Origin of the sequence: Streptomyces sp. NBC_01216 (assembly GCF_035994945.1) — a bacterium.
Taxonomy (GTDB): domain Bacteria; phylum Actinomycetota; class Actinomycetes; order Streptomycetales; family Streptomycetaceae; genus Streptomyces.
The window spans coordinates 2,871,146-2,892,139 of the sequence record NZ_CP108677.1 but is presented as its reverse complement, the minus strand read 5'-3'; the positions used below and the strand labels follow the sequence as shown (position 1 = coordinate 2,892,139).

At 69.5% G+C, this 20,994-nt stretch carries 16 protein-coding genes and 1 tRNA gene; 10 read left to right on the top strand and 7 right to left on the bottom strand.

Annotation, left to right across the window (positions count from 1 at the left end):
- Positions 1 to 80: 80 nt before the first annotated feature.
- The gene (locus tag OG393_RS12455; protein ID WP_327374723.1) at positions 81 to 1,307 is read right to left on the bottom strand and encodes a pyridoxal phosphate-dependent aminotransferase; all 1,227 of its coding nucleotides are present in this window, start codon (positions 1,305 to 1,307) and stop codon (positions 81 to 83) included.
- Positions 1,308 to 1,510: 203 nt separating this feature from the next.
- Between OG393_RS12455 and OG393_RS12450 the strand changes: the two genes are divergently transcribed.
- The 10 genes from OG393_RS12450 (at position 1,511) to OG393_RS12405 (ending at position 15,090) form a co-directional block, all read left to right on the top strand.
- Positions 1,511 to 1,583: transfer RNA gene (locus tag OG393_RS12450), tRNA-Trp, on the top strand.
- A 104-nt stretch (positions 1,584 to 1,687) separates the two neighbouring features.
- Positions 1,688 to 1,984 carry a preprotein translocase subunit SecE gene (gene secE, locus OG393_RS12445; protein WP_327374722.1) on the top strand — a complete coding sequence of 99 codons (297 nt, stop codon included), beginning with the start codon at positions 1,688 to 1,690 and terminating at the stop codon, positions 1,982 to 1,984.
- 42 nt (positions 1,985 to 2,026) lie between these two features.
- On the top strand, positions 2,027 to 2,920 hold the full coding sequence (gene nusG / locus OG393_RS12440; RefSeq protein WP_327374721.1) for a transcription termination/antitermination protein NusG: 894 nt from the start codon (positions 2,027 to 2,029) through the stop codon (positions 2,918 to 2,920).
- A 427-nt stretch (positions 2,921 to 3,347) separates the two neighbouring features.
- Positions 3,348 to 3,782, top strand: coding sequence for a 50S ribosomal protein L11 (gene rplK, locus OG393_RS12435; RefSeq protein ID WP_327374720.1), 435 nt, complete (start codon positions 3,348 to 3,350; stop codon positions 3,780 to 3,782).
- A gap of 105 nt (positions 3,783 to 3,887) precedes the next feature.
- Complete coding sequence (gene rplA / locus OG393_RS12430) at positions 3,888 to 4,616, top strand: 50S ribosomal protein L1 (RefSeq protein ID WP_327374719.1); 729 nt, start codon at positions 3,888 to 3,890, stop codon at positions 4,614 to 4,616.
- A 147-nt stretch (positions 4,617 to 4,763) separates the two neighbouring features.
- Positions 4,764 to 5,690 (top strand): hypothetical protein, encoded by a 927-nt coding sequence (locus OG393_RS12425; protein WP_327374718.1) that lies wholly within the window; start codon positions 4,764 to 4,766, stop codon positions 5,688 to 5,690.
- 347 nt (positions 5,691 to 6,037) lie between these two features.
- Positions 6,038 to 6,568: a 50S ribosomal protein L10 gene (gene rplJ / locus OG393_RS12420; RefSeq protein ID WP_327374717.1), complete on the top strand. Its 531-nt coding sequence runs from the start codon at positions 6,038 to 6,040 to the stop codon at positions 6,566 to 6,568.
- 113 nt (positions 6,569 to 6,681) lie between these two features.
- Positions 6,682 to 7,065, top strand: a complete 384-nt coding sequence (gene rplL / locus OG393_RS12415) for a 50S ribosomal protein L7/L12 (protein WP_327374716.1) — start codon at positions 6,682 to 6,684, stop codon at positions 7,063 to 7,065.
- 543 nt (positions 7,066 to 7,608) lie between these two features.
- Positions 7,609 to 11,091: a DNA-directed RNA polymerase subunit beta gene (gene rpoB / locus OG393_RS12410; protein WP_327374715.1), complete on the top strand. Its 3,483-nt coding sequence runs from the start codon at positions 7,609 to 7,611 to the stop codon at positions 11,089 to 11,091.
- 99 nt (positions 11,092 to 11,190) lie between these two features.
- Positions 11,191 to 15,090 carry a DNA-directed RNA polymerase subunit beta' gene (locus tag OG393_RS12405; protein WP_327374714.1) on the top strand — a complete coding sequence of 1,300 codons (3,900 nt, stop codon included), beginning with the start codon at positions 11,191 to 11,193 and terminating at the stop codon, positions 15,088 to 15,090.
- Positions 15,091 to 15,396: 306 nt separating this feature from the next.
- On the opposite strand, the gene OG393_RS12400 is transcribed toward OG393_RS12405, so the two are convergent.
- The 6 genes from OG393_RS12400 to OG393_RS12375 all read right to left on the bottom strand — a co-directional run bounded on the left by OG393_RS12400 (position 15,397) and on the right by OG393_RS12375 (position 20,991).
- Positions 15,397 to 16,881: an outer membrane protein assembly factor BamB family protein gene (locus OG393_RS12400; RefSeq protein ID WP_327374713.1), complete on the bottom strand. Its 1,485-nt coding sequence runs from the start codon at positions 16,879 to 16,881 to the stop codon at positions 15,397 to 15,399.
- A 253-nt stretch (positions 16,882 to 17,134) separates the two neighbouring features.
- Positions 17,135 to 17,398 (bottom strand): hypothetical protein, encoded by a 264-nt coding sequence (locus OG393_RS12395; protein WP_327374712.1) that lies wholly within the window; start codon positions 17,396 to 17,398, stop codon positions 17,135 to 17,137.
- Positions 17,385 to 17,627 (bottom strand): hypothetical protein, encoded by a 243-nt coding sequence (locus tag OG393_RS12390; protein ID WP_327374711.1) that lies wholly within the window; start codon positions 17,625 to 17,627, stop codon positions 17,385 to 17,387. Before OG393_RS12390 ends, OG393_RS12395 begins: the two co-directional genes overlap by 14 nt.
- Before the next feature lie 75 nt (positions 17,628 to 17,702).
- Complete coding sequence (locus OG393_RS12385; RefSeq protein ID WP_327374710.1) at positions 17,703 to 18,608, bottom strand: peptidoglycan-binding protein; 906 nt, start codon at positions 18,606 to 18,608, stop codon at positions 17,703 to 17,705.
- 108 nt (positions 18,609 to 18,716) lie between these two features.
- Positions 18,717 to 20,162, bottom strand: a complete 1,446-nt coding sequence (locus OG393_RS12380) for a phage tail protein (RefSeq protein WP_327374709.1) — start codon at positions 20,160 to 20,162, stop codon at positions 18,717 to 18,719.
- Positions 20,163 to 20,274: 112 nt separating this feature from the next.
- A complete protein-coding gene (locus OG393_RS12375; protein WP_327374708.1) occupies positions 20,275 to 20,991 on the bottom strand; it encodes a hypothetical protein in 717 nt (238 codons plus the stop codon).
- Between the last annotated feature and the right edge of the window lie 3 nt (positions 20,992 to 20,994).

Here is a 20,994-nt window from a genome sequence, read left to right as displayed (position 1 = left end):
CGCGCTAGAACGCAAGAACGGGCCCCGGTTCCTCGGAACCGGGGCCCGTTCTTGCGTTCTAGCGGCGTGTTCGGGAGGACTCAGTCGCGGGCCTCCGCGAGGAGCTTCTGCATCCGCGACACGCCCTCGATCAGGTCCTCGTCACCCAGCGCGTAGGACAGGCGCAGGTATCCCGGGGTGCCGAATGCCTCGCCCGGGACGACCGCCACCTCGGCCTCGTCCAGGATCAGCGCGGCGAGCTCGACCGAGGTCCGCGGGCGCTTGCCGCGGATCTCCTTGCCGAGCAGGGCCTTCACCGACGGGTACACGTAGAACGCGCCCTCCGGCGTCGGGCAGAGCACGCCCTCGATCTCGTTGAGCATCCGCACGATGGTCTGGCGGCGCCGGTCGAAGGCGCGGCCCATCTCCGCGACGGCGTCCAGGTTGCCCGACACCGCGGCCAGCGCGGCGATCTGGGCCACGTTGCTGACGTTGGAGGTGGCGTGCGACTGGAGGTTGGTCGCGGCCTTCACCACGTCCTTCGGGCCGATGATCCATCCCACCCGCCAGCCGGTCATCGCGTACGTCTTGGCGACACCGTTGACCACGATGCACTTCTCGCGGAGCTCCGGCATGACCGACGGCAGGGACACGGCGCTCGCGCCGCCGTAGACCAGGTGCTCGTAGATCTCGTCCGTCAGCACCCACAGACCGTGCTCGACCGCCCAGCGGCCGATCTCCTCGGTCTCGGCCTCGCTGTAGACGGCGCCGGTCGGGTTGGACGGGGAGACGAAGAGGACGACCTTGGTCTTCTCCGTGCGCGCGGCCTCGAGCTGCGCGACGGAGACGCGGTAGCCGGTGGTCTCGTCGGCGACGACCTCGACCGGGACGCCGCCGGCCAGGCGGATCGACTCGGGGTAGGTGGTCCAGTAGGGCGCCGGGACGATGACCTCGTCGCCCGGGTCGAGGATCGCCGCGAACGCCTCGTAGATCGCCTGCTTGCCACCGTTGGTCACCAGGACCTGGGAGGCGTCGACCTCGTAGCCGGAGTCGCGCAGGGTCTTGGCGGCGATCGCGGCCTTCAGCTCGGGCAGACCGCCGGCCGGCGTGTAGCGGTGGTACTTCGGGTTCTTGCACGCCTCGACGGCGGCTTCGACGATGTAGTCCGGCGTCGGGAAGTCGGGCTCACCCGCGCCGAAGCCGATCACCGGACGCCCGGCGGCCTTGAGTGCCTTGGCCTTGGCGTCGACGGCGAGAGTGGCGGACTCGGAGATCGCACCGACGCGGGCGGAGACCCGGCGCTCGGTCGGAGAGGTAGCAGCGCTCATGCGGCCATGCTCGCAGACCCTCTCGTGGGCCCGCACACAGGTCACGAGGAGCGGACAGGAACGGTCATTCCCGGTCGTACGCACGTCCTGGAGCAGGTCGGGGCCCCTCGTGTTCGACGCGGGGCCCCCTCACCACGTACACTCACTGCTCGTTGGCCCGCACCGACCGTGTCCCGTGATGCGGTAGGTTGGGGAAGCCACAAAGGGTCGTAGCTCAATTGGTAGAGCACCGGTCTCCAAAACCGGCGGTTGGGGGTTCAAGTCCCTCCGGCCCTGCTACACACACCGCCAGGATGTGTGCGCATGTACGTACTTCGATGCACCGCCGTGCGGCTCCATTCGGGCACGGCACTGCCATGACCCGGGATCAGGTGAGAAGCGTGACGGACGCCGTGGGCTCCATCGACATGCCTGATGCCGAGGACGAGGCACCGGACTCGAAGAAGAAGTCCCGCAAGGGCGGCAAGGGCGGCAAGCGCGGCAAGAAGGGCCCCCTGGGCCGCCTCGCGCTCTTCTACCGCCAGATCATCGCGGAGCTCCGCAAGGTCGTCTGGCCCACTCGCAGCCAACTGACGACGTACACCACGGTAGTGATTGTCTTCGTCGTCATCATGATCGGTCTGGTGACCGTGATTGACTATGGCTTCCAGGAAGCAGTCAAGTACGTCTTCGGCTGATTTCTTGTTCCACCCATCTGTATCCAGGAAGAAGCAGCCACCGTGTCTGACCCGAACCTGAACGACGCCGTCGATTCTGTCGAGTCCGTTGAGGACGAGCTCGACATCGTCGAGGCGGCCGACGAGGACCAGGCTGAGGCTGCTGACGCCGCTGCGGGCGAGGCGGCCGAGGCGGCTGCCCTGCGGATCGAGGACGAGGACGGCACCGAGGAGTCCGACGAGGACCTCGACACCGCCGAGTCCGTCGAGGACGAGACCGGGTCCGACGAGGGCGACGAGGAGAAGGCCGAGGAGGCCGACGCGGAGCCCGCTGCTCCGGTCGACCCGATCCAGGCCCTCCGCGACGAGCTCCGTCTGCTGCCCGGCGAGTGGTACGTGATCCACACCTACGCGGGCTACGAGAAGCGCGTGAAGGCCAACCTCGAGCAGCGTGCCGTCTCGCTGAACGTCGAGGAGTTCATCTACCAGGCCGAGGTGCCCGAGGAAGAGATCGTCCAGATCAAGAACGGCGAGCGCAAGAACGTCCGGCAGAACAAGCTGCCCGGCTACGTTCTCGTCCGCATGGATCTGACGAACGAGTCCTGGGGCGTCGTCCGCAACACCCCCGGCGTCACCGGCTTCGTGGGCAACGCCTACGACCCGTACCCGCTGACCCTGGACGAGATCGTCAAGATGCTCGCCCCGGAGGCCGAGGAGAAGGCCGCCCGCGAGGCCGCCGAGGCCGAGGGCAAGCCGGCTCCGGCCCGCAAGGTCGAGGTCCAGGTGCTGGACTTCGAGGTCGGCGACTCGGTCACCGTCACGGACGGCCCCTTCGCCACCCTCCAGGCCACGATCAACGAGATCAACGCCGACTCGAAGAAGGTCAAGGGCCTCGTCGAGATCTTCGGCCGCGAGACCCCGGTCGAGCTCAGCTTCGACCAGATCCAGAAGAACTAGTCTTCCCGGCTCACGCAGGAGCCCCTGTCCGACGGCCCGTCGGACAGGGGCTCCTGCGTGTACGGGAGCCGCCCCGGGGTGGTGGCCGGGATGGGGCGGCAGGCTTCCCCGGGACGGTCGCGGGCCGGAAATGCGCGAGCCGGGCGAGCGCGGCGCGTGAGAGAATCGGGCCACTACCGCCGGAAGACCCCGGCATCCTGCCGGCCGTGTCCGCCCTTCGCGTGGACCTCGCCGGCCGCGGCCCCGGCAGCCCGGGTTTCCGACCGGTCCGCGGTGTCTCGTGCGGGCGGTTCCACCGCCCCCGGGAGACGCTCTGACCTGCTCGGTTTTTGGCCGCGCGTATGTACCCGTTATCGTGGTGCGGTATGCCTCCATCCGGATGACCGGATGGTGGGCTGGACACTCTCACTAGGACCCGGAGAGAGCAATGCCTCCCAAGAAGAAGAAGGTCACGGGGCTTATCAAGCTCCAGATCAACGCCGGTGCGGCGAACCCGGCCCCGCCGGTCGGCCCCGCGCTCGGTCAGCACGGCGTCAACATCATGGAGTTCTGCAAGGCATACAACGCCGCGACCGAGTCGCAGCGTGGCATGGTCGTGCCGGTGGAGATCACGGTCTACGACGACCGCTCCTTCACCTTCATCACCAAGACTCCGCCGGCCGCCAAGCTGATCCTCAAGGCCGCGGGTGTGGACAAGGGCTCCGGCGAGCCGCACAAGACCAAGGTCGCCAAGCTCACGAGCGACCAGGTCCGCGAGATCGCCACGGTCAAGCTCCCCGACCTGAACGCCAACGACCTGGACGCCGCATCGAAGATCATCGCCGGCACCGCCCGTTCCATGGGCATCACGGTCGAGGGCTGATCAACCCCCTCGTGACCACGCGGCACCAGCCGCCAAAGGTCACTCTGTGGCAGGGCCAGCGCCGGCCCGCACCACGACTCCACACCTGAGACAACAGGAGAAGAAGTGAAGCGCAGCAAGGCTCTCCGCGGCGCGGACGCCAAGATCGACCGCGAGCGGAACTACGCTCCCCTCGAGGCCGTCCGTCTCGCCAAGGACACCGCCGCCACCAAGTTCGACGGAACCGTCGAGGTCGCCTTCCGCCTGGGTGTCGACCCGCGCAAGGCCGACCAGATGGTCCGTGGCACCGTGAACCTTCCGCACGGCACCGGTAAGACCGCCCGGGTCCTGGTCTTCGCGACCGGTGACCGTGCCGAGGCCGCGATCGCCGCGGGCGCCGACATCGTCGGCTCCGACGAGCTCATCGACGAGATCTCCAAGGGCAACCGCCTGAACGAGTTCGACGCCGTGGTGGCCACCCCGGACCTCATGGGCAAGGTCGGCCGCCTCGGCCGCGTCCTCGGCCCGCGTGGTCTCATGCCGAACCCGAAGACCGGCACCGTCACCCCCGATGTCACCAAGGCTGTCAACGACATCAAGGGCGGCAAGATCGAGTTCCGCGTCGACAAGCACTCGAACCTGCACTTCATCATCGGCAAGGTCTCCTTCGACGAGACGAAGCTGGTCGAGAACTACGCCGCGGCCCTGGAGGAGATCCTCCGTCTGAAGCCGTCCGCCGCCAAGGGCCGCTACATCAAGAAGGCGACCCTGACGACGACGATGGGCCCCGGCATCCCGCTGGACTCCAACCGCACCCGCAACCTCCTCGTCGAGGAGGACCCGGCGTCGGTCTGAGCCCCACCGGCTCGCTGAGCGCAACCTGAGCGGCCTTCCGCACCTCTTCAGAGGTGCGGAAGGCCGCTTTCGCGTCTCCGGCGTCGGTGGCCGGGTGGGCTACCGTTCGACCGACCGCAGGAGAAGTCGTTCAAGGGGTGGGGAATCATGAGTCTGTCCGGATGGAAGCGCGCCGGGGCCACGCTGGCCGCCGTGGCCGTCGTCGGCGGCGTCACCGGATGCCAGGGCGGTACGGAAGAGGACGGGGCGGCGAAGGCGCCGCGGAGCGGGGAGAGCGTCACCCGGGTCATCCAGGCCGCGTACCAGAAGACGACGGACGCCAAGTCCGCCAAGGTCCGGATGACCGTGACCATGCCGTCCGCCATGGAGGGCGGCGGCACCCTGGAGATGAGCGGAGTCCAGGGCTGGAACCCGGGCGTCATGGACCTCACCATGAAGAGCTCCCTCCTCGGCGCGGGTGCCCCCGGGGCACCCGACGAGACCCGGGTGATCATGCTCGACGAGGTCATGTACCTGGACATGGGAGCCAAGCCGGCCGCCGCGATGGACGGCAAGCGCTGGATGAAGCTCGACCTCGCCGCCGCGGCCGAGGCAGCCGGGGACAAGGCCCTCCACAAGCAGATGACCGGCGGCATGGAGAACATGAACCAGGACCCCGCCCGGCAACTCGCGCTGCTGCTGGAGTCCCCGAACCTCAAGCACGTCGGCAGCGAGAAGGTCAACGGCGTCGACACCCGGCACTACAAGGGCACGCTCACCGTCGAGCAGATGCTGGACGCCAACGGGAACAGCTCTCGGGTGCTCGCCGGCAAGGACCGGGAGACCTTCCTGAAGAGCGCGGAGCAGGCCGGGATGAAGGGCTACGACACCGAGGTCTGGGTCGGCGCGGACGGCTACCCGGCGCGGATGGTCATCGGCATGACCATGAGCCAGGGCGTCGTCCACATGAAGGCCGACTACACCGACTACGGTGCCGAGGCCCGCGTCCAGGCCCCGCCGGCCGGGGAGACGGTGGACCTCTTCCAGATGCTCGGCGAGCTGGGCGGGGACGCCTCGGTTCCGGGCGCGAGCTGAGAGCCGCCCGACCCCGGGCCACCCGACGGGTACCGAGACCCGCCGGGGGGCCTCCGGCCGGACCGGGGGCCCCGGCGGCGCTGAGCCGTCCGGGCGGATTTGCTCGCCGCCGCCGACGTCGCGTACTCTTCCCGAGAAGCCAAAGACCGCTGGTCGTTGCCGTGCTCCGCAAGGGGTGCGGTGGCCGAAGGTTCGCTGGGATGCGAACGGCCCGCGCAGGTGATCGTGGAAGAGTTCCCGGGTTCTCGCAATCCGGTCGAGCTGAGCCCCGTGCGCCTGCGCCGGGGCGTTTGTTGTGTTCAGCCCCTTCTGAGCGGTCCTCATCACCCGGAAGGAGGCCGACGCTCATGGCAAGGCCCGACAAGGCTGCCGCGGTAGCCGAGCTCAAGGACAAGTTCCAGAGCTCGAGCGCCGTCGTGCTGACCGAGTACCGGGGTCTCACCGTGGCGCAGCTGAAGACGCTGCGTCGTTCGCTCGGTGAGAACGCCCAGTACGCCGTGGTGAAGAACACGCTGACCAAGATTGCGGCCAACGAGGCCGGGATCACCTCGCTCGACGACCAGTTCAACGGTCCGACGGGCGCTGCCTTCATCACCGGTGACCCGGTGGAGTCGGCGAAGGGTCTTCGTGACTTCGCCAAGGACAACCCGAACCTCGTCATCAAGGGCGGTGTCCTTGACGGCAAGGCGCTGTCCGCCGACGAGATCAAGAAGCTTGCGGACCTCGAGTCCCGCGAGGTTCTGCTCAGCAAGCTGGCCGGCGCGTTCAAGGGCAAGCAGTCCCAGACTGCCTCGCTCCTCCAGGCGCTGCCGTCGAAGTTCGTCCGCACCGCGGAGGCGCTTCGCGTCAAGCTCGCCGAGCAGGGCGGTGCCGAGTAATTCGGCTCGCGCATTGACCGCCGCCCGCTAGGGGGACGGTCGCAGCGGGCCGAACGTACGCCCGCCTACATGTACATCCGGCACCTGCCGAATTAGTGGAAGGATCGCCCATCATGGCGAAGCTCACTCAGGACGACCTCCTCGCCCAGTTCGAGGAGATGACCCTCATCGAGCTCTCCGAGTTCGTGAAGGCCTTCGAGGAGAAGTTCGACGTCACCGCCGCCGCGGCCGTCGCCGTCGCCGGCCCGGCCGGTGTCGGCCCCGCCGCCGAGGCCGTCGAGGAGCAGGACGAGTTCGACGTCATCCTCACCGGTGCCGGCGAGAAGAAGATCCAGGTCATCAAGGTCGTGCGCGAGCTGACCTCCCTGGGTCTGAAGGAGGCCAAGGACCTCGTCGACGGCACCCCGAAGCCGGTCCTCGAGAAGGTCGCGAAGGAGGCCGCCGAGAAGGCCGCCGAGTCCCTCAAGGCCGCCGGCGCCTCGGTCGAGGTCAAGTAACACCTCGCGAGTCCCCTGACTCGCTCAGGCGCCTCTCAGGCGCCTCGTGAAGGGCGATCACCCATCCGGGTGGTCGCCCTTCGGCGTACCCGGAGCCGGGCGTGGCGGGGGTCGTGGGAGGCCGGTGACGCGGAGTATGGTGATCATCGCCGTGCGCCCCGTCCACCGGGGGGCCTTGACGAACCGCACGCAGCGCGCAATTCTCAGGACGCGTCGTCACAACGATCCGTATCCGAGGCATGGATCGACGGCGGAACGGGCAGTATCGAGGTGCGCCGCACGGCGCGAGGTACCGCGGAGTTGAGAACAACGAGGGTCGCGAATTACTCGCCCTGGACATCAGTGGGCCAAGTGGCTACACTGTCCCTTTGCGCTGCCTGTTAGCTGCCCCCTGCCCGTCACCAGGGGCATCCCCTCGCGAGAGCACCGTAGGCAGACCAGCCCTGACCTGGCTTTTCAGTCCAATTCAGGAATGTCTGTCCCAGTGCCCCGCAAGGGACCGGTACGCGCGTAGTGAGTCCGAGCCCTCGGAAGGACCCCCTCTTGGCCGCCTCGCGCAACGCCTCGACCCATACGAACAACGGCGCCAGCACCGCCCCGCTGCGCATCTCCTTTGCAAAGATCAAGGAGCCCCTCGAGGTTCCGAACCTCCTCGCGCTGCAGACCGAGAGCTTTGACTGGCTCCTCGGCAACGCCGCCTGGAAGGCTCGCGTCGAGGCTGCCCTTGAGTCGGGACAGGACGTCCCCAGGAAGTCCGGCCTGGAGGAGATCTTCGAGGAGATCTCCCCGATCGAGGACTTCTCCGGGTCGATGTCGCTGACCTTCCGCGACCACCGTTTCGAGCCGCCGAAGAACTCGATCGACGAGTGCAAGGACCGTGACTTCACGTACGGTGCCCCGCTCTTCGTCACCGCCGAGTTCACCAACAACGAGACCGGCGAGATCAAGTCCCAGACGGTCTTCATGGGCGACTTCCCGCTCATGACGAACAAGGGCACCTTCGTCATCAACGGCACCGAGCGTGTCGTGGTGTCGCAGCTCGTCCGCTCGCCGGGTGTCTACTTCGACTCCTCCATCGACAAGACGTCCGACAAGGACATCTTCTCGGCCAAGATCATCCCGTCCCGGGGTGCCTGGCTGGAGATGGAGATCGACAAGCGCGACATGGTCGGTGTCCGCATCGACCGCAAGCGCAAGCAGTCCGTCACCGTGCTGCTCAAGGCGCTGGGCTGGACCACCGAGCAGATCCTGCAGGAGTTCGGCGAGTACGAGTCCATGCGGGCCACCCTGGAGAAGGACCACACCCAGGGCCAGGACGACGCGCTGCTCGACATCTACCGCAAGCTCCGTCCGGGCGAGCCGCCGACGCGTGAGGCCGCTCAGACGCTGCTCGAGAACCTCTACTTCAACCCGAAGCGCTACGACCTCGCCAAGGTCGGCCGCTACAAGGTGAACAAGAAGCTCGGCGCGGACGAGCCGCTGGACGCCGGCGTGCTCACCACGGACGACGTCATCGCGACGATCAAGTACCTGGTGAAGCTCCACGCGGGCGAGACCGAGACGATCGGCGAGTCGGGCCGGGAGATCGTCGTCGAGACCGACGACATCGACCACTTCGGCAACCGTCGTCTGCGCAACGTCGGCGAGCTCATCCAGAACCAGGTCCGTACGGGTCTGGCGCGTATGGAGCGCGTCGTGCGTGAGCGCATGACCACCCAGGACGTCGAGGCGATCACGCCGCAGACCCTGATCAACATCCGGCCGGTCGTCGCCTCCATCAAGGAGTTCTTCGGCACCAGCCAGCTGTCGCAGTTCATGGACCAGAACAACCCGCTGTCGGGCCTCACCCACAAGCGCCGTCTGTCGGCGCTCGGCCCGGGTGGTCTGTCCCGTGAGCGGGCCGGCTTCGAGGTCCGAGACGTGCACCCGTCCCACTACGGACGCATGTGCCCGATCGAGACCCCCGAAGGCCCGAACATCGGTCTGATCGGTTCGCTCGCCTCGTACGGCCGCGTCAACGCGTTCGGCTTCATCGAGACGCCGTACCGCAAGGTCGTCGACGGTCAGGTCACCGACGAGGTCGACTACATCACCGCCGACGAGGAGGACCGCTTCGTCATCGCCCAGGCGAACGCGACCCTGAACGACGAGCTTCAGTTCACCGAGGCCCGCGTCCTGGTCCGCCGTCGTGGCGGTGAGGTCGACTACGTGCCGCCGACCGAGGTCGACTACATGGACGTCTCGCCGCGCCAGATGGTGTCGGTCGCGACGGCCATGATCCCCTTCCTCGAGCACGACGACGCCAACCGTGCCCTGATGGGCGCGAACATGATGCGGCAGGCGGTGCCCCTCATCAAGTCGGAGGCCCCGCTCGTCGGCACCGGCATGGAGTACCGCTGTGCCACCGACGCCGGCGACGTCATCAAGGCGGAGAAGGACGGTGTGATCCAGGAGGTCTCCGCCGACTACATCACCGTCACCAACGACGACGGCACGTACACCACGTACCGCATCGCCAAGTTCTCCCGCTCGAACCAGGGCACCTCGGTCAACCAGAAGGTCGTCGTCTCCGAGGGCGACCGGGTCATCGAGGGCCAGGTCCTCGCCGACGGCCCGGCCACCGAGAACGGTGAGATGGCGCTCGGCAAGAACCTGCTCGTGGCGTTCATGCCGTGGGAGGGCCACAACTACGAGGACGCGATCATCCTGTCGCAGCGCCTCGTGCAGGACGACGTCCTCTCCTCGATCCACATCGAGGAGCACGAGGTCGACGCCCGTGACACCAAGCTGGGCCCCGAGGAGATCACCCGGGACATCCCGAACGTCTCCGAGGAGGTCCTGGCGGACCTCGACGAGCGCGGCATCATCCGTATCGGTGCCGAGGTCGTCGCCGGCGACATCCTCGTCGGCAAGGTGACGCCCAAGGGCGAGACCGAGCTGACCCCCGAGGAGCGTCTGCTCCGCGCGATCTTCGGTGAGAAGGCGCGTGAGGTCCGTGACACCTCGCTGAAGGTGCCGCACGGCGAGACCGGCAAGGTCATCGGCGTCCGCGTCTTCGACCGCGAGGAGGGCGACGAGCTTCCCCCGGGCGTGAACCAGCTGGTCCGCGTCTACGTCGCCCAGAAGCGCAAGATCACCGACGGTGACAAGCTCGCCGGCCGTCACGGCAACAAGGGCGTCATCTCCAAGATCCTCCCGATCGAGGACATGCCGTTCCTGGAGGACGGCACGCCGGTCGACATCATCCTCAACCCGCTGGGTGTCCCGTCCCGAATGAACCCGGGACAGGTCCTGGAGATCCACCTGGGCTGGCTCGCCAGCCGCGGCTGGGACGTCTCCGGCCTGGCGGACGAGTGGGCGCAGCGCCTCCAGGTGATCGGCGCCGACGAGGTCAAGCCCGGCACCAACGTCGCCACCCCGGTGTTCGACGGCGCCCGCGAGGACGAGATCTCCGGTCTCTTCGAGCACACCATCCCGAACCGCGACGGCGACCGTCTGGTCCTGCCGTCCGGCAAGGCGCGCCTGTTCGACGGCCGCTCCGGCGAGCCGTTCCCGGACCCGATCTCGATCGGGTTCATGTACATCCTCAAGCTGCACCACCTGGTCGACGACAAGCTGCACGCCCGGTCGACCGGCCCGTACTCGATGATCACCCAGCAGCCGCTGGGTGGTAAGGCCCAGTTCGGTGGCCAGCGCTTCGGTGAGATGGAGGTGTGGGCGCTGGAGGCTTACGGCGCCGCGTACGCCCTCCAGGAGCTGCTGACGATCAAGTCCGACGACGTGACCGGCCGCGTGAAGGTCTACGAGGCCATCGTCAAGGGCGAGAACATCCCTGAGCCCGGCATCCCCGAGTCCTTCAAGGTGCTCATCAAGGAGATGCAGTCCCTGTGCCTCAACGTGGAGGTGCTGTCCTCGGACGGCATGTCCATCGAGATGCGCGACACCGACGAGGACGTCTTCCGCGCGGCGGAGGAGCTCGGTATCGACCTGTCCCGGCGCGAGCCGAGCAGCGTCGAAGAGGTCTGACGGGAGTCCGGTGGGGGGCTCGTACCCCGAGCCCCCCACCGACCCCGGGACCCCCATCAGACCAAATTGAGACTCAACCCTGAGAGGGATTGACGCATAGTGCTCGACGTCAACTTCTTCGACGAGCTGCGGATTGGCCTTGCCACCGCGGACGACATCCGTCAGTGGTCCCACGGCGAGGTCAAGAAGCCGGAGACCATCAACTACCGCACCCTCAAGCCCGAGAAGGACGGACTCTTCTGCGAGAAGATCTTCGGTCCGACCCGGGACTGGGAGTGCTACTGCGGCAAGTACAAGCGTGTCCGCTTCAAGGGCATCATCTGTGAGCGGTGTGGCGTCGAGGTCACCCGCGCCAAGGTGCGCCGTGAGCGGATGGGCCACATCGAACTGGCCGCCCCCGTCACCCACATCTGGTACTTCAAGGGCGTCCCGTCGCGCCTCGGCTACCTGCTCGACCTCGCCCCGAAGGACCTCGAGAAGGTCATCTACTTCGCGGCGTACATGATCACGTTCGTCGACGACGAGCGCCGCACCCGCGACCTGCCGTCGCTGGAGGCCCACGTCTCGGTCGAGCGTCAGCAGATCGAGAACCGTCGCGACTCCGACCTGGAGGCCCGCGCCAAGAAGCTCGAGACCGACCTGGCCGAGCTCGAGGCCGAGGGTGCCAAGGCCGACGTGCGCCGCAAGGTGCGCGAGGGCGCCGAGCGTGAGATGAAGCAGCTGCGCGACCGTGCGCAGCGCGAGATCGACCGCCTCGACGAGGTCTGGAGCCGCTTCAAGAACCTCAAGGTCCAGGACCTGGAGGGCGACGAGCTCCTCTACCGCGAGCTGCGTGACCGCTTCGGCACGTACTTCGACGGTTCGATGGGCGCGGCGGCGCTGCAGAAGCGTCTGGAGTCCTTCGACCTGGACGAGGAGGCCGAGCGCCTCCGCGAGATCATCCGTACCGGCAAGGGCCAGAAGAAGACCCGTGCGCTCAAGCGCCTCAAGGTCGTCTCCGCGTTCCTGCAGACCGCGAACAGCCCCAAGGGCATGGTTCTCGACTGCGTGCCGGTGATCCCGCCGGACCTGCGTCCGATGGTGCAGCTGGACGGTGGCCGCTTCGCGACCTCCGACCTGAACGACCTGTACCGCCGTGTGATCAACCGCAACAACCGTCTGAAGCGTCTGCTCGACCTCGGTGCCCCCGAGATCATCGTGAACAACGAGAAGCGGATGCTCCAGGAGGCGGTCGACGCCCTCTTCGACAACGGCCGTCGTGGCCGCCCGGTCACGGGCCCCGGCAACCGTCCGCTGAAGTCCCTCAGCGACATGCTGAAGGGCAAGCAGGGCCGTTTCCGTCAGAACCTGCTCGGCAAGCGTGTGGACTACTCCGCGCGTTCCGTCATCGTCGTCGGTCCGCAGCTGAAGCTGCACCAGTGCGGTCTGCCCAAGGCCATGGCGCTGGAGCTCTTCAAGCCGTTCGTGATGAAGCGCCTGGTCGATCTGAACCACGCGCAGAACATCAAGAGCGCCAAGCGGATGGTCGAGCGCGGCCGCACGGTCGTGTACGACGTCCTCGAAGAGGTCATCGCCGAGCACCCGGTCCTGCTGAACCGTGCGCCCACGCTGCACCGCCTCGGCATCCAGGCATTCGAGCCCCAGCTGGTCGAGGGCAAGGCCATCCAGATCCACCCGCTCGTCTGCACCGCGTTCAACGCGGACTTCGACGGTGACCAGATGGCCGTGCACCTGCCGCTCTCCGCGGAGGCGCAGGCCGAGGCCCGCATCCTGATGCTGTCCTCGAACAACATCCTGAAGCCGGCCGACGGTCGTCCCGTCACCATGCCGACCCAGGACATGGTGCTCGGTCTCTTCTTCCTCACCACGGACGAGGAGGAGCGCGAGGTCAAGGGCGAGGGCCGGTCCTTCGGCTCCACCGCCGAGGCGATCATGGCCTTCGACGCCCGCGAGCTCTCGCTGCAGGCGAAGGTCGACATCCGCTTCCCCATCGGCACCGTTCCGCCGCGCGGCTGGGTTCCCCCGGTCGCCGAGGAGGGCGAGCCGGAGTGGCAGCAGGGCGACTCGTTCCGGCTGCGGACGACCCTGGGTCGCGCGCTCTTCAACGAGCTGCTGCCCGAGGACTACCCGTTCGTCGACTACTCGGTGGGCAAGAAGCAGCTCTCCGAGATCGTCAACGACCTGGCCGAGCGCTACCCCAAGGTCATCGTGGCGGCGACGCTCGACAACCTGAAGGCGGCCGGTTTCTACTGGGCGACCCGTTCCGGTGTCACCGTGGCCATCTCCGACGTCGTCGTGCCCGAGGCCAAGAAGGCCATCGTCGCGGGCTACGAGGCGCAGGACGAGAAGGTCCAGAAGCAGTACGAGCGCGGTCTGATCACCAAGGAAGAGCGCACGCAGGAGCTCATCGCGATCTGGACCAAGGCGACCAACGAGGTCGCCGAGGCGATGAACGCGAACTTCCCGAAGACGAACCCCATCTTCATGATGGTCGACTCGGGTGCCCGAGGAAACATGATGCAGATGCGTCAGATCGCGGGTATGCGTGGTCTGGTGTCGAACGCCAAGAACGAGACGATTCCGCGTCCGATCAAGGCGTCCTTCCGCGAGGGTCTGTCCGTCCTCGAGTACTTCATCTCCACCCACGGTGCCCGTAAGGGTCTCGCCGACACCGCCCTGCGTACCGCCGACTCGGGTTACCTGACCCGTCGTCTGGTGGACGTCTCGCAGGACGTGATCATCCGCGAGGAGGACTGCGGCACCGAGCGCGGTCTGAAGCTGAAGATCGCCGAGCGTGATGCCGACGGTGCGCTGCGCAAGACGGACGACGTCGAGACCTCCGTGTACGCGCGGATGCTCGCCGAGGACGTCGTCGTGGACGGCAAGGTCATCGCGCCGGCCAACGTCGACCTGGGTGACGTGCTCATCGACGCCCTCGTCGGCGCGGGCGTGGAGGAGGTCAAGACCCGCTCGGTCCTGACCTGTGAGTCCGCGGTCGGCACCTGTGCCTTCTGCTACGGCCGTTCGCTGGCCACCGGCAAGCTGGTCGACATCGGTGAGGCGGTCGGCATCATCGCCGCCCAGTCCATCGGTGAGCCCGGCACCCAGCTGACGATGCGTACCTTCCACACCGGTGGTGTGGCCGGTGACGACATCACCCAGGGTCTGCCGCGTGTCGTCGAGCTCTTCGAGGCCCGCCAGCCCAAGGGTGTCGCCCCGATCTCGGAGGCGGCCGGCCGCGTCCGCATCGAGGAGACCGAGAAGACCAAGAAGATCGTCGTCACCCCGGACGACGGCAGCGACGAGACGGCGTTCCCGATCTCGAAGCGTGCCCGTCTGCTGGTGGGCGAGGGCGACCACGTCGAGGTGGGCCAGAAGCTCACCGTGGGTGCCACCAACCCGCACGACGTGCTGCGGATCCTCGGTCAGCGCGCGGTCCAGGTCCACCTGGTCGGCGAGGTCCAGAAGGTCTACAACTCGCAGGGCGTGTCGATCCACGACAAGCACATCGAGATCATCATCCGGCAGATGCTCCGCCGTGTGACGATCATCGAGTCCGGCGACGCGGAGCTGCTGCCGGGCGAGCTCGTCGAGCGCTCGAAGTTCGAGACCGAGAACCGTCGTGTGGTCACCGAGGGCGGTCACCCCGCCTCCGGCCGTCCGCAGCTGATGGGTATCACCAAGGCATCGCTCGCCACCGAGTCGTGGCTGTCGGCGGCGTCCTTCCAGGAGACGACCCGGGTTCTGACCGACGCGGCGATCAACGCCAAGTCGGACTCCCTGATCGGCCTCAAGGAGAACGTCATCATCGGTAAGCTCATCCCGGCCGGTACGGGCCTGTCCCGCTACCGCAACATCCGGGTCGAGCCGACCGAGGAGGCCAAGGCCGCGATGTACTCGGCCGTCGGCTACGACGACATCGACTACTCGCCGTTCGGCACCGGCTCCGGCCAGGCCGTCCCGCTGGAGGACTACGACTACGGTCCGTACAACCAGTAAGCGAGTCGCCTGACGTACGAAGGGCGGTCACCCCGTGGGGTGGCCGCCCTTCGGCGTCCCCGGGTCAGAGCCTGTCGGCCGAAGGCGACCCGACAGGCTCTCAGGCCCGGGGCACGGTGAACGTCCAGGTGTCCTCGGCGGCGACATGGACGGTGCGGACACCGTTCAGCCCCAGCCGCGGGCGGGCCGGCCCCTCGCCCTCGGCGATCATCTGCCGGGTGCCCGGCTCGCACAGCCCTGTGCCGGTCGTGTGGGCGGTGTTCTCCTGCCGGGCTCCGGCAGGGGCGCCGGCGGAGCGGTTCCGTGTCAGGAGTGGCGCAGGACCCGGACCGGCGCGTAGTCGTCCGTTCCGTCCTCGTTGACGACGGCGTACACGTCGCCCCTGACCCACAGGTCCGCGGGGCGGCGACTCGGTCGGGGGCCGTGCAGGTACACCGACTGCTCCATGCCGCCGGTGGCGATGCGGATCCGCAGCATCTCCTCGTCCTGCAGCGCCCAGACGGACGCGCCGTCGCGAGTGAGCCCCTGGAGGTGTCCGTGGAACTCCTCGGTCGTCCACAGAACGCGTCCGGTCGCCAGGGAGAGACCGTCGAGGCGGGACCTGCGCCGCACGTTGCCGCCCTTGCCGTTGGCCAGTTCCTTGTAGTCCCCGGGCCGCACCCGGGGCATGATCAGGATTTCCCCGACGACCACGGCCGTACGGGTCGGGCGGGCCGCGAACACGGGTGCCGGCCGGTCTCCGAGAGCGGGGACCACGCGGAGTTCGCCGTCCCGCGTGGAGACCGGGACGGTCGCCCGCTTCCTGCCGAGCGGGTCGTAGGAGAGGACCGCGCGGGTGCCTCGTGTCTCGCTCTCCCACACCCACACGGCGAGCGGGCGGGCCGCGAGGACGGCCAGTTCCCGCGGGACGCCGCGCGCGGGAAGTTCGGTCCGGGAGAGTCGCCGGCCGCCGCCGGCCGTGAGGGTGCGCAGGACGGGTGCCTTGTCCGGTCCGCAGTCCGCGACGGTGACGACGGGAGCGTCGGCGGTACGGCCGTCGGGGTCGGTGTGCGCGAGCAGCGGGACGCACCCGGGTGCGGTGCCGGTGCGCCAGCGCTCCTTGCCGTCCGCCGCGTCGAGTCCCCGCCACCCGTCGGCGGCCGGCACGACAGCCAGGCCGTGGCCGGCGGCGACCAGATCGGGGCGTGCGCCCGCGGCCGGGACCGCGCCGGCGGGAAGTGTCGTGGTCCAGCGGACACGGCCGGTGGCGAGGTCCAGGGCGACGACGGAGGTGCAGGGCTTCGTCTCCGGGGCGTGACCGAGCAGCGCCACCCCCTCGGTGGTCTCCCGGCTCATCGTGCACACGACGTCTCGGCGGGGAGGCGTCCAGCGCCAGGCCACGATGCCGTCGGAGAGGGCGCGGGCGGTCACCCGGTCGGGCCGCGAGCGGATCACCAGGTCCTCGGTCGTCCAGCTGCCGACCGCCTTCAGGCCGAGGGGCCGGTCCGTGCGGGCCGCCCAGAGGGGGGTCGCGCCCTCGTTGATGACCGCCAGCAGGGGTCCGATCATCAGTACCGCGCCCAGCAGGGCGCCGCCCGCCGCCCAGCGGCCGGACGCGGCCTTGTCGCCGAGCACGGCCAGGGCCGGCAGCAGGCTCACCGAACAGAGCACGGCCAGGACGGCCGGACCGCCGCCGCCCACGCTCCGGTACTCGAGTGTCCATCCCCCGACGGCGCCGGCGAGTGAGGCCCCGAACCACGTGCCGAGGGCGAGGGATGTCACTTCCTGCCCGCCGCTCACCCGAGTACCCACGGTCCTGGTCCCTTCGCCGGTCGTTCCGGCCCGCCGGGCCGGGGGCGCCGACCCGTTCTCGGTGGCGGGGAAGTCGCCCCCGGCCGCACGGCAGCGCCCGGCTGCAGTCTCCCAGCAGGCAGGAGAAGGCGTCAGGTGCGGTTTCCGGTAGGTCTTCGGCCGGTTCGTTGCCGGGCGGGGGAAGAGAGGCGCGGCCGGGAGGTCCGCCGCGCCCGTGTGCGCGCGGCGGGCCGCCCGGCGGGGCACGGGCCGGTCAGTGGCCGGCCAGCTCCCAGACGGCGAGGACCAGGCCCGCGCTCGCCGTCAGCGCCGCGATGCTGGCCAACGGCCAGCGGGTGCGCTCCAGGGCGTCCAGCCGGGACTCCATGTCGGCCAGTTGCTTGTCGGTCTGGTCGCTGCGCTGGACGAGCAGCGCCAGCGCGCCGTCGACCCGGGCGAAGCCGGCCTCCAGGGTGCCCCGGAGCCGTTCCAGCTCGACGGCCACGGTGATCGGGTCGTTCGGCTCAGCCTCGGTCATCGGCGTCCCCCGCGTCTTCCGGGGTGCCGCCCAGCCAGGGCGGCAGCAGCTCCTGCACCCCGGGCAGGGCCATGATCCGGGTCAGGGCTCCCGCGACGGCCAGCGCTCCGGCGACCCAGGGGAGGGAGGCCGGAATCCCGGAGGCGTCGACGACGGCGGGCAGCACGACGGCGATGCCGACGGCTGACTGGAGGACGGTGCGTACCGTGCGCTGGGCGGCATCGGACATGGGTGTCTCCTCGTGCTTCGGTGCGGTGTTCCGGGGAGTGGTGAGGGGCGCACTCGCTGCTTCTCCCCGGGGGCGTCACGTGGTGTGCGGGACCTTCAGGGCGTTCCAGGAGGCGCGGCCGGGCCAGCCGTCGGCGTCGGAGCCGGTGAAGCCGAGCTTGCGCTGCCAGGCGGCGTAGGCGCGCCGGTCGGCGTCCGTCCAGCGCGGCCCCGGTCCGATCCGGTACTCCGCGCAGCCTTCGGCCATCAGCCGGCGGCCCATCGCGGTGACGATCGGGGAGCTGGGACGGGCCTTGAAGAAGGAGGCTCCGGGGAACGGCTCGTGACGCGGGGTGTCCGGCCGGGCCGAGGCGGCCTTCGCGGGGGCGGCGCCGAGCCGGGCCTGGACCCGGTCGCGCAGGCCCGGCATGCCGAAGCCGCGGGGGTCGCTCTTCCAGTCGGACCATTCCAGGTGCCCGATGACCGACTTGGCGCCCCAGCCGTGGGCGCGGCAGACGGCGGCCGAGACGCGCTCGATCGCGTCGAGCTGTTCCGGGGGCCAGGGGTCCGAGCCGTCGCCGAGGTTGACGCACTCGAACCCGTAGAAGCGGGCGTTGCCGTCGACGGCGCCGGAACTGCCCTGGTGCTCGCGCGGGGCCGGCGGCCGGTCCCCGTAGGTCTCGGTGATCACGGCCTGGAGGACGGACGGGTCGCCGCCGCCCGCGTGGTTGGCGCGGCCGTTGCCGACCAGGTGGACGGTGCCGTCCTTGGCGATGACGCCGTGGCACAGAGGGCCGGGGAGCCCCGCATAGCCGTCGTAGCAGAGCTCGACGGAGGACGCGGTGCCGCTGGAGACGGTGTGGTGGATCATCACGCCGTTGACCGGGCCCCAGGCGCCGACGTGGTCGCGGTGGTGGGTGCGCCAGCCGTCGTGTTCGACGACGGTGACGCCCTCGGCGCGCAGGGCGGCGAGGAGCCGGTCCGCGGAGAGGGGAGTGGCCATGGGGATTCCTTCCGTGGGTGGGGCGGGGTGAAGCCGGACGCCCCGCGCGGTCCTGAGGACCGCGCGGGGCGTCGGGTGTGGATCGGTGGGCGGGTGGGCCGACGGGTCTCAGGCCAGCGCGGCCCAGACGGCGTTGGCGTCGGCGACCACGGTCGTGGGGTTGAAGGACGTCGGGAGCGAGGTCTGTCCGGTCGTCCCGAGCCGGCCGTGCCGGATGAAGGCGTTCGGCATCCGGGCGCTGCCGCCCGGGAAGTCGCCGACGCTCGCGCCCCGCAGGAAGGCGGGCCCGTTGTAGCTGGGGCTGGGGCCGTTGACGACCAGGCCGACCCAGTAGTGACCGGCCTGGGCTTCGTACGGGGTGGCGAGCGGGCAGACGACGGTGGTGCCCTCGGTCGCCGGGATCAGCGTGGTGAGGGCGGCGGTCAGGCCGACCCGGCTGCCCGCGCTGGTGTAGAGCCCGGCGTACGAGGAGGCGCTCAGGGTGCCGCCGACGTATCCCGGCACGTAGAAGACCACGTTCCGCACGGTGGTCGCCGCGTGCAGCGGGACACCGATCAGGTAGACCGTGCCGTTGGTGCAGTACTGGGCCTGGTCGGCGGAGGCGGCGGCCGGGTCGAAGGCCCAGCCGGAGAAGCCGAGGGCGGCCGGGGACCAGGTGCCGGCGGCGGACACCGCGTCGACGTAGCCGCGGCGGGTCAGCTGGTCGGCCGTGGCGGGGGAGGCGGTGGTGGACGGGGGGACGGTGAAGCTCTTCGTCCCGGTGACCGTCTGCGAGCCGTCGAGCAGGACGGCGTCGCCGGACGGGACGGCCGACACGTCGGCGGCGTCGAGCTGGACCGCGCCGGCCTGCCCGTTGACGGAGGTGACCGGGGCCCCGTCGATCGCCATGTACCGCAGGTCGCCGGCGGCCTGGGTCAGCGCGCTCAGATCGGCGGCGGTCAGGACGACCGTCCCGGTCTGGCCGTTGACGGAGGCCACGGCGCCGCCGGCGGCGGGCAGCTGGGCCGCCGGGACCTTGCCGTCGGCGCCGAGCGTGGCCACGCCACCCGCCGCTCCCGCCGCGGCGGCGGCGAGCGCGGAGACGTCGGCGGCGGTGAGGGTGATGTCCGGGGTGGTGCGGCCGTTCACGGAGCGGACGGGCCCGGCCGGGCCCTCCGGGCCGAGTTCCCCGGCGGGGCCGGGAGGACCCGGAACGGCCACGTAGTTCGGTGTGTTCGGGTCGGCGGGGCGGATGTCGGCGAGGTCGACGACGGGGACGGCGGCGGGCAGTGCGATCTGGTAGGTCCGGACGCGTTCGAGTCCGCCGAGCTTCTCGGTGACGCGGTAGGTCCAGTCGACCGGGTTCCAGCCGGGCAGGTCGGTGGCCGGCAGCACGACGCTGATCCGGCCCTCGCCGTCGAGGGTGGCGCGGGTCGGCCCGCCGACGAAGACGTCGGATTCCGCGTGGGTGAGCAGCGCGGGCGGCCGGAACTCGACCGATCCGCTCATCGGGCCGCCGTCCGGGGTCAGGTAGCGGGCGGTGATCTGAACGGTGGGAATGGACGGGGGCAGCACGGTGACTCCTTGGGTCGGGAAGGTGCCGGGCGGGGCGGGCGCGCCGCGCCGCGGCGCGGCGAGGAGGAGCCGGTGGGGGACCGGACCGGTCGGTCCGGTCCCCCACCAGGGCTCAGGACTGGACGCCGTACAGGGCCAGCGGGCGGCAGCGCACGGTGTCACCCGGCGCGGCGACCCTGGCCTGGACCTCGAAGGTGACCGTCGCCCCGAACTGCGGGGTGATGGGCTCGGTGAACACCAGGCCCGCGCCCGTCGTGCCGGCCGGTCCCACCTGGACGCCGTCCACCAGCAGCCGCACCTCCGCGCCGGCGGTGCCCTGAACGGCGATCCGGCCGTGCAGCCGGGAGTGCTGGGCGATGCCGGGGCCGCTGTACAGGGTGGTCCAGGTCGTCGATCCGGTCGACTCCCAGCGTCCGGTGTCGACGGGCTCGGGCAGCGGGTACGGGATGTAGGGGCGGGCCAGACCTCCGCGGGCGGCGTCGTCGGCGACGACCACGTTCCCCCGCCGGTCGAGGATCTGCACCGGCTGCACCGGGAGGGTGTCCGGGCTGCCCGTCCACACCGTCAGCGCCAGTGAGCCGTCGTCCCGCCGGACCACGAACCCCTGCTGCGGGGTGTCCTCGTCCCGGTCGGGCTCGACCCGCCCGAGATAGAGCAGGTCCTCGCCGCCGGATGTCCGCACCCGCAGTCGGCCGCCTTCGCCGATGACGACTTCGCCGCCGCTGATGAGGTTCAGCGGCGGCGAGGTGTTGGCACTGCCCATCAGGTCGCGGACCTGACGCTCCAGGCCGCGGATCCGGTCGAGCAGGTCGGTGGGGATGATCGCCATCCG

Excerpts from the sequence above, each read along its gene's own strand:
- OG393_RS12455 (WP_327374723.1), bottom strand. The coding sequence starts at position 1,307 with ATGAGCGCTGCTACCTCTCCGACCGAGCGCCGGGTCTCCGCCCGCGTC.
- rplK (WP_327374720.1), top strand. The coding sequence starts at position 3,348 with ATGCCTCCCAAGAAGAAGAAGGTCACGGGGCTTATCAAGCTCCAGATC.
- OG393_RS12425 (WP_327374718.1), top strand. The coding sequence starts at position 4,764 with ATGAGTCTGTCCGGATGGAAGCGCGCCGGGGCCACGCTGGCCGCCGTG.
- rplJ (WP_327374717.1), top strand. The coding sequence starts at position 6,038 with ATGGCAAGGCCCGACAAGGCTGCCGCGGTAGCCGAGCTCAAGGACAAG.
- rplL (WP_327374716.1), top strand. The coding sequence starts at position 6,682 with ATGGCGAAGCTCACTCAGGACGACCTCCTCGCCCAGTTCGAGGAGATG.
- OG393_RS12395 (WP_327374712.1), bottom strand. The coding sequence starts at position 17,398 with ATGACCGAGGCTGAGCCGAACGACCCGATCACCGTGGCCGTCGAGCTG.
- OG393_RS12390 (WP_327374711.1), bottom strand. The coding sequence starts at position 17,627 with ATGTCCGATGCCGCCCAGCGCACGGTACGCACCGTCCTCCAGTCAGCC.
- OG393_RS12385 (WP_327374710.1), bottom strand. The coding sequence starts at position 18,608 with ATGGCCACTCCCCTCTCCGCGGACCGGCTCCTCGCCGCCCTGCGCGCC.
- OG393_RS12375 (WP_327374708.1), bottom strand. The coding sequence starts at position 20,991 with ATGGCGATCATCCCCACCGACCTGCTCGACCGGATCCGCGGCCTGGAG.